Source organism: Vibrio sp. 10N.261.52.C2 (assembly GCF_041471425.1).
GTDB classification, from domain to species: Bacteria; Pseudomonadota; Gammaproteobacteria; order Enterobacterales; family Vibrionaceae; genus Vibrio; species Vibrio crassostreae_C.
Genome location: NZ_JBFROH010000013.1, coordinates 78,125 through 84,810 on the forward strand (window position 1 = coordinate 78,125; position 6,686 = coordinate 84,810).

Below are 6,686 nucleotides of genomic sequence, written 5' to 3' on the forward strand. Positions count from 1 at the left end.
AGCAAGACAAATAAAATTATTATAATTATAGCTTTAATAGCTGTAAGCAATATGAAGTAAGAGTGAGATTACAACATGTGGAAATGGCTCCATCCCTATGCCAAAGCAGAAACCTCTTATCAGCTTGCTGGTAAACTTTTGCCATGGTTTTCGATCCTAGCGCTATTGTGTCTATCCGTCGGTACCGTGTGGGGGCTTGCATTTGCGCCTTCTGATTACCAACAAGGCGATAGCTTCCGTATCATCTACATCCATGTTCCGTCTGCAATCTGGTCGATGGGCGTTTACATGTCGATGGCGATTGCTGCCTTTATCGGTTTGGTATGGCAGGTAAGGCTATCAGACATGGCCGCACTGGCGATGGCACCGATTGGCGCTGTGTTTACCTTCATTGCGTTACTAACTGGCGCAGTTTGGGGTAAACCAATGTGGGGTGCTTGGTGGGTTTGGGATGCGCGTTTAACCTCAGAGCTGATTCTTCTATTCCTATACTTGGGTGTGATCGCACTACACCACGCTTTTGACGACCAAAAAACAGCAGCGAAAGCGGCGGGTATCTTGGCTATCGTAGGCGTGATTAACCTCCCTATCATTCACTTCTCTGTAGAGTGGTGGAATACACTTCATCAAGGCGCGACCATTACTAAGTTCGCAAAACCTTCGATCTCAAGTGACATGCTATGGCCGCTTCTTCTTAACATCTTCGGCTTCGCCTTTTTCTTTGGTGCTGTGACTATGGTTCGTTTCCGTAACGAAATCATCAGTAAAGAGAGTCACCGTCCATGGGTTCGCAAGCTTGCGGCCGAAAAAGCGTAGTAGGGTAGGTAATTATGTATTTTGAATCTTTGAGTGATTTCTTTGCCATGGGGGGCTACGCCTCATATGTATGGAGTGCATTTGGAATCACATTTCTCGCGATGATCATTTTACTGGTCGTAAGCGTTCGTCGTGGTAAGCAATTACTAAATGAAGTACAAGCTAAGATTGATCGTCAGGCTCGTATCGATGCAGCAAAAAATATGGAGAACACTCTATGAACCCAAGACGTAAAAAGAGGCTGGGCATTGTCTTAGCGATCTTTTTTGGTATCAGTGCGACTGTTGGATTGATGGTTTACGCACTTAACCAGAACATGGATCTGTTCTACACACCAACTGAGCTGGTCAACGGCAAAGATGGTAAAAAACCTGAAGTTGGTCAACGCCTACGTATTGGTGGCATGGTCGTAGTCGGCTCTGTAAGCCGTGACAATGAATCACTACGTGTAAGCTTTGATTTGCAAGATGTAGGCCCTAAAGTAACAATTCTATACGATGGCATCCTTCCTGATCTTTTCCGTGAAGGCCAAGGTATTGTTGCTCAGGGTGTCCTTAAAAATGCAACGACAATCGAAGCGTTTGAGGTGTTGGCAAAGCACGATGAAGAGTACATGCCTTCTGAAGTTGCGGAAGCAATGAAGAAAACCCATGAGCCTTTGCAATACACGACTGAACAAAAAGAAGGAAATGCTCAATGATAGCCGAGATCGGCCATTTTGCGATGATCCTGTCCTTGGGACTTGCATTGCTGCTAAGCGTGCTCCCATTGTATGGAGCCGCTCGAAATAACACATTATTGATGAACAGCGCACGACCGTTGTCGTGGGGTATGTTCGGATTCTTAGCGATTTCGTTCTTTATCTTGTGTTACGCGTTCTACACCAATGATTTTACGATTCAATACGTAGCAAGTAACTCGAATAGCCAACTGCCTTGGTACTACCGAATTACGGCGGTTTGGGGCGCTCACGAAGGTTCATTACTGCTTTGGGTTCTCATCCAAGCGGGTTGGACTGTAGCAGTAGCGACATTCAGTCGTGGTATGCCTCAAGAGTCTGTGGCTCGCGTTTTGGCTATCATGGGTCTGATTACTGTCGGCTTCTTGCTGTTCATTATCGTGACGTCTAACCCGTTCTTACGTACATTGCCTTTCTTCCCTGTTGATGGCCGTGACCTGAACCCACTACTGCAAGATCCGGGTTTGATTATTCACCCGCCAATGCTTTACATGGGTTATGTAGGTTTCTCTGTTGCGTTCTCTTTCGCAATCGCTTCTCTAATGAGTGGTCGTCTTGATACGGCATGGGCTCGTTGGTCGCGTCCTTGGACAATCGCAGCTTGGTTATTCCTAACGGTAGGTATCGCACTAGGTTCATGGTGGGCTTACTACGAACTTGGCTGGGGTGGCTGGTGGTTCTGGGATCCAGTAGAAAACGCTTCATTCATGCCTTGGTTGGCTGGTACTGCTCTAATGCACTCACTAGCGGTAACTGAGAAGCGTGGCACATTTAAAGCTTGGACAGTACTGCTGGCTATCTCTGCATTCTCGCTAAGCTTACTAGGGACATTCTTAGTTCGTTCGGGCATCTTGGTATCGGTTCACGCATTCGCGTCGGATCCTGCTCGTGGTATGTTTATTCTAGGTTTCCTAGTCTTTGTTATCGGTGGTTCACTGCTGTTGTTTGCTATTAAAGGCGCATCGGTTCGTGTTCGCGGTAACTTCGATCTGGTTTCTCGTGAAAACGCACTGCTTGGTAACAACATCTTACTGATTGCAGCGCTTGTCGTTGTGTTAGTAGGTACGCTACTGCCATTAGTTCACAAACAGTTAGGCTTGGGCTCGGTATCTATCGGTGCACCATTCTTTGATATGTTGTTCTTCTGGTTAATGATCCCGTTCTCGTTCCTGCTTGGTATCGGTCCTCTGATCCGATGGAAACGTGACAACCTGTCTAAGCTTGTTAAACCAATGCTGATTTCAGGTGCACTCTCACTTGGCTTGAGTGCGCTAATGGTTGCTCTACTGGCTGACCGCTTCAGTGGTACTGCGTTTGCTGGTTGGGTAATGGCGTTCTGGATCATCTTCATGCACGGCTTTGAGCTGCATGAGCGTGCGACTCACCGTCATACATTCTTGAAAGGTCTAACTAAGCTACCTCGTAGCCACTGGGCAATGATGTGTGGTCACATAGGTTTAGCCGTGACAGTGATTGGTATCGCGATGGTGCAAAACTACAGCATCGAACGTGATGTACGTCTGGCGCCAGGTGAAAGCTACCAGCTTGAAGAATACAGCTTCCTGTTTACAGGGGTTCGTGACAAAGATGGTCCTAACTACGATGGTTACATTGCTGACTTTGAAATTACTAAAGAAGGCAAATACATCAACACGCTTCACGCTGAAAAACGTTTCTACACCACAGCTAAGTCTATGATGACGGAAGCAGCGATTGACCGTGGTGTAACGCGCGATCTTTACATCGCGATGGGTGAACGTTTAGACGACAACAAATCTTGGGCTGTACGTATCTACTACAAACCATTTGTACGTTGGATCTGGGCAGGCTCTTTGATCATGTCGATTGGTGGCGCTATTGCTATCAGTGACCGTCGTTACCGTTTCCGTAAGCCAACCAAAAAGTCGGCTGAAGAGCAGGAGGCTTAATCCGAATGAACAAGAAGATTTTATTCATTCCATTGATTGCGTTCATGGTTCTAGCTGGAATCTTTGCAACGCAATTAATGCGCAACCAGTCGGGTGATGACCCAACTAAGCTTGAATCCGTATTGATTGGTAAGCCTGTGCCTGAGTTTGACCTAGAAGATTTAGAGCAACCAGGTAAGCTGCATGATCAAGCTATCTTTAAAGGTGAGCCGTTGCTTCTTAACGTATGGGCGACTTGGTGCCCTACTTGTTATGCAGAGCACTCTTACCTGAACAAACTTGCTGGTCAAGGGGTTAAGATCATTGGTCTTAATTACAAAGATGATCGCAATAAAGCGGTTGGTTGGTTAAAAGAGCTGGGTAACCCGTACCTAATCAGCCTGTTTGATGGTAATGGCATGCTAGGTCTTGACCTCGGCGTGTATGGCGCACCTGAAACTTTCCTAATTGATGCTAACGGTGTGGTTCGTTACCGCCATGTTGGTGATGTGAACCCGACCAACTGGGCATCGACGCTTGAGCCGATGTATCAAGAGTTGTTGGAGGAATCGAAATGATTAGAAAGGCATTGATTACTCTATTTGCTACGTTCGCAATCTCAGCGACGGTTTCTGCTGCACCTATCGAATTTCATGAATTTGATACCGTAGATCAAGAGCAGCAGTTCAAAGAGCTAAGCAATACATTACGCTGCCCTAAATGTCAGAACAACACGATTGGTGATTCGAACGCTGAGTTAGCGGTCGACTTACGTCAAAAAGTGTACGAGATGACAAAAGACGGTAAGTCGAAGCAAGATATCATTGATTACATGATTGCTCGCTACGGTAACTTTGTGACTTACAATCCACCACTGACACTAGCAACATCGATCCTTTGGGTTGGTCCGTTTGCGGTGGTTGTGTTTGGATTTGGCTTGATCATTTTGCGAAGCAGAAAGTCAAAATCGAAAGCGGCAGTAGAGTCAGATAAAGACTGGGATGCAGACAAAGAAGCTCGCTTAAAAGCGTTACTCGATGAAGAGAACGACGGAGATAAGAAGTAATGACTCTATTTTGGATTTCTACCATTATCCTTTCGCTAGCGGCAATTTTCTTAATTGTTCTGCCTTTCATTAACAAGAAGGCAAACAATGACGAAATGCTTCGCGACGAGTTGAACAAAGCATTCTATAAAGACCGTCTTGTCGAGTTAGAAGTAGAAGCAGAGGAAGGTCTTGTTGATAACCAACAAGAACTGATCGATGATTTGAAACAGTCTCTGCTTGATGATGTTCCTGCACAAGAAGAGGTGAAGAAAACTCAAATCTCTACGCTTGGTGTGGTTGTACCGTCGATCATCCTTGTCGTCGTTGTGACTTATGGTATGTACTTTAAGTTCGGTGCGTTGGACAAAGTTCAACACTGGCAAGAAGTGAGCTCGAACCTTCCTGAATTGTCTAAAAAGCTAATGTCATCGGAAGGTGGTGCACTAACGGATGATGAGTTGGAAGATTTGACTCTAGCGCTTCGTACTCGTCTGCATTACCAACCAAAAGATTCAACAGGTTGGTTGCTACTCGGTCGTATTGCACTGGCTAACCGCGACGCTGAAACAGCAAAAGATTCTATGGAACGAGCTTACAAGCTTGAACCTAAGAATGAAGATGTTCAGTTAGGTTTCGCACAAGCTCTGATGCTTTCACCTGATGAAGCCGATCAGAACCAAGCTCGTTTGATTTTGAGCCGTTTGATTCAAAACGATTACGTCGACCTTCGTGTGTTCTCACTGCTCGCGTTCGATGCATTTGAGCGTCAAGACTACCCAGGTGCTGTGAAGTACTGGAGCATCATGCAACAGATGATTGGTCCACAAGACAGTCGCTATGAAATGCTTTCGCGCAGTATTGAAAGTGCTCAGAAGAAAATGGGCGACACTATGGGTGTCGACCAAGGTAAGACTGTTGCTGTAACGCTCGATCTATCTGCAGACGTGAATGCTGACCCTAACTCAGTGTTAATTGTGTCAGTACACAGAGCTGATGGTTCTCCAATGCCTATCGCAGCGGCACGCTACCCACTAGGGACTTTCCCTCGTACGGTTGTGCTAGATGACGGCAACAGCATGCTGGAAGGGCAAGAGCTGTCTAGCCTTGAAACACTGATGGTTAGAGCTAGGCTTGATACAGACGGCAACGTTTCAACTCGCGAAGGTGATTGGTACGGTGAAAGTGAAGTGGTTGAATTGGGCGCTCCAGTTACCATTGATATCAATAAGCAATATTAATCATCACTTTGCATAGGTGTTATCTATTCCGATTTGCAGATAAACGGTATAGACTTAGCCAAACAATTGAGGCCAGCGATTGCTGGCCTTTTTTATTATTTGAATTCCTTATGGAAAAGGTGATATGTCTGTCAGTGTTTTAAGACTCTCGAGTTTACTTTTTATCGCAAGCTTAACGGTTGGGTGTTCAAGCGCGCCGGACGAAAGTGTTGACGATGATAACCTCGAAACCTCTGAATACGTCGAAGAGTCCCACTCCAATGATCCTTTTGAAGGTTTCAACCGAGCGATGTGGGATATCAACTACGAATATCTAGATCCTTACTTAGTTCGCCCTGTTTCCCTCGCTTATGTTGACTACACCCCTGTACCAGTGCGTTCTGGTATCTCCAATTTCCTAGCCAACTTAGACGAACCATCAAGCATGGTGAATAACCTTATTATGGGCAATGGTGAAAAAGCACTCGACCATTTCAATCGTTTTTGGATTAACTCAACGATTGGTTTGTTAGGCTTAATCGATATTGCTAGCGAAGCTGGGATCACCAAGTACGATGATAAGTCGTTCTCTGATGCGATTGGTCATTACGGGGTAGGAAATGGTCCGTACTTCATGGTGCCGGGTTATGGTCCACTAACAACTCGAGAAGTGACTGAAACCGTCGATGGTATGTATGTGCCTCTGTCGTTCTTGAATTTCTGGGCTAGCTTAGGCAAGTGGGCATTTGAAGGCATGGAAACACGTGCTCAGTTAGTATCACAAGAAGCGCTGTTGGATAGCTCTCCTGATCCATATGCATTAACGCGTGATGTTTACATTCAACGTCGTGATTTCAAAGCCGAGATTGAACCTGAAGAGGTCGACCTTGAAGAAGAAGATTTCATCGATGGTTATCTAGAAGATTACTAGAAACACGATTTATACCAATTAAAGTAAA

8 protein-coding genes are annotated in these 6,686 nt (G+C 45.6%); all 8 read left to right on the forward strand.

Features of this window, described 5'->3' with window-relative positions; translation table 11 throughout:
• Positions 1 to 75: 75 nt before the first annotated feature.
• Positions 76 to 816 carry a heme ABC transporter permease gene (locus AB4307_RS04975; protein ID WP_102332830.1) on the forward strand — a complete coding sequence of 247 codons (741 nt, stop codon included), beginning with the start codon at positions 76 to 78 and terminating at the stop codon, positions 814 to 816.
• A 14-nt stretch (positions 817 to 830) separates the two neighbouring features.
• On the forward strand, positions 831 to 1,037 hold the full coding sequence (ccmD, locus tag AB4307_RS04980; RefSeq protein ID WP_009848525.1) for a heme exporter protein CcmD: 207 nt from the start codon (positions 831 to 833) through the stop codon (positions 1,035 to 1,037).
• Complete coding sequence (ccmE, locus tag AB4307_RS04985) at positions 1,034 to 1,516, forward strand: cytochrome c maturation protein CcmE (protein WP_017064106.1); 483 nt, start codon at positions 1,034 to 1,036, stop codon at positions 1,514 to 1,516. The genes ccmD and ccmE overlap by 4 nt, the downstream gene beginning before the upstream one ends.
• The gene (locus tag AB4307_RS04990; RefSeq protein ID WP_372131296.1) at positions 1,513 to 3,483 is read left to right on the forward strand and encodes a heme lyase CcmF/NrfE family subunit; all 1,971 of its coding nucleotides are present in this window, start codon (positions 1,513 to 1,515) and stop codon (positions 3,481 to 3,483) included. Before ccmE ends, AB4307_RS04990 begins: the two co-directional genes overlap by 4 nt.
• Before the next feature lie 5 nt (positions 3,484 to 3,488).
• Positions 3,489 to 4,040 (forward strand): DsbE family thiol:disulfide interchange protein, encoded by a 552-nt coding sequence (locus AB4307_RS04995; protein WP_017066365.1) that lies wholly within the window; start codon positions 3,489 to 3,491, stop codon positions 4,038 to 4,040.
• Positions 4,037 to 4,528 carry a cytochrome c-type biogenesis protein gene (locus AB4307_RS05000; RefSeq protein ID WP_372131298.1) on the forward strand — a complete coding sequence of 164 codons (492 nt, stop codon included), beginning with the start codon at positions 4,037 to 4,039 and terminating at the stop codon, positions 4,526 to 4,528. The genes AB4307_RS04995 and AB4307_RS05000 overlap by 4 nt, the downstream gene beginning before the upstream one ends.
• Positions 4,528 to 5,748 (forward strand): c-type cytochrome biogenesis protein CcmI, encoded by a 1,221-nt coding sequence (gene ccmI, locus AB4307_RS05005; protein ID WP_372131300.1) that lies wholly within the window; start codon positions 4,528 to 4,530, stop codon positions 5,746 to 5,748. Before AB4307_RS05000 ends, ccmI begins: the two co-directional genes overlap by 1 nt.
• 124 nt (positions 5,749 to 5,872) lie before the next feature.
• Complete coding sequence (locus AB4307_RS05010) at positions 5,873 to 6,658, forward strand: MlaA family lipoprotein (protein WP_017071951.1); 786 nt, start codon at positions 5,873 to 5,875, stop codon at positions 6,656 to 6,658.
• Positions 6,659 to 6,686 lie beyond the last annotated feature (28 nt).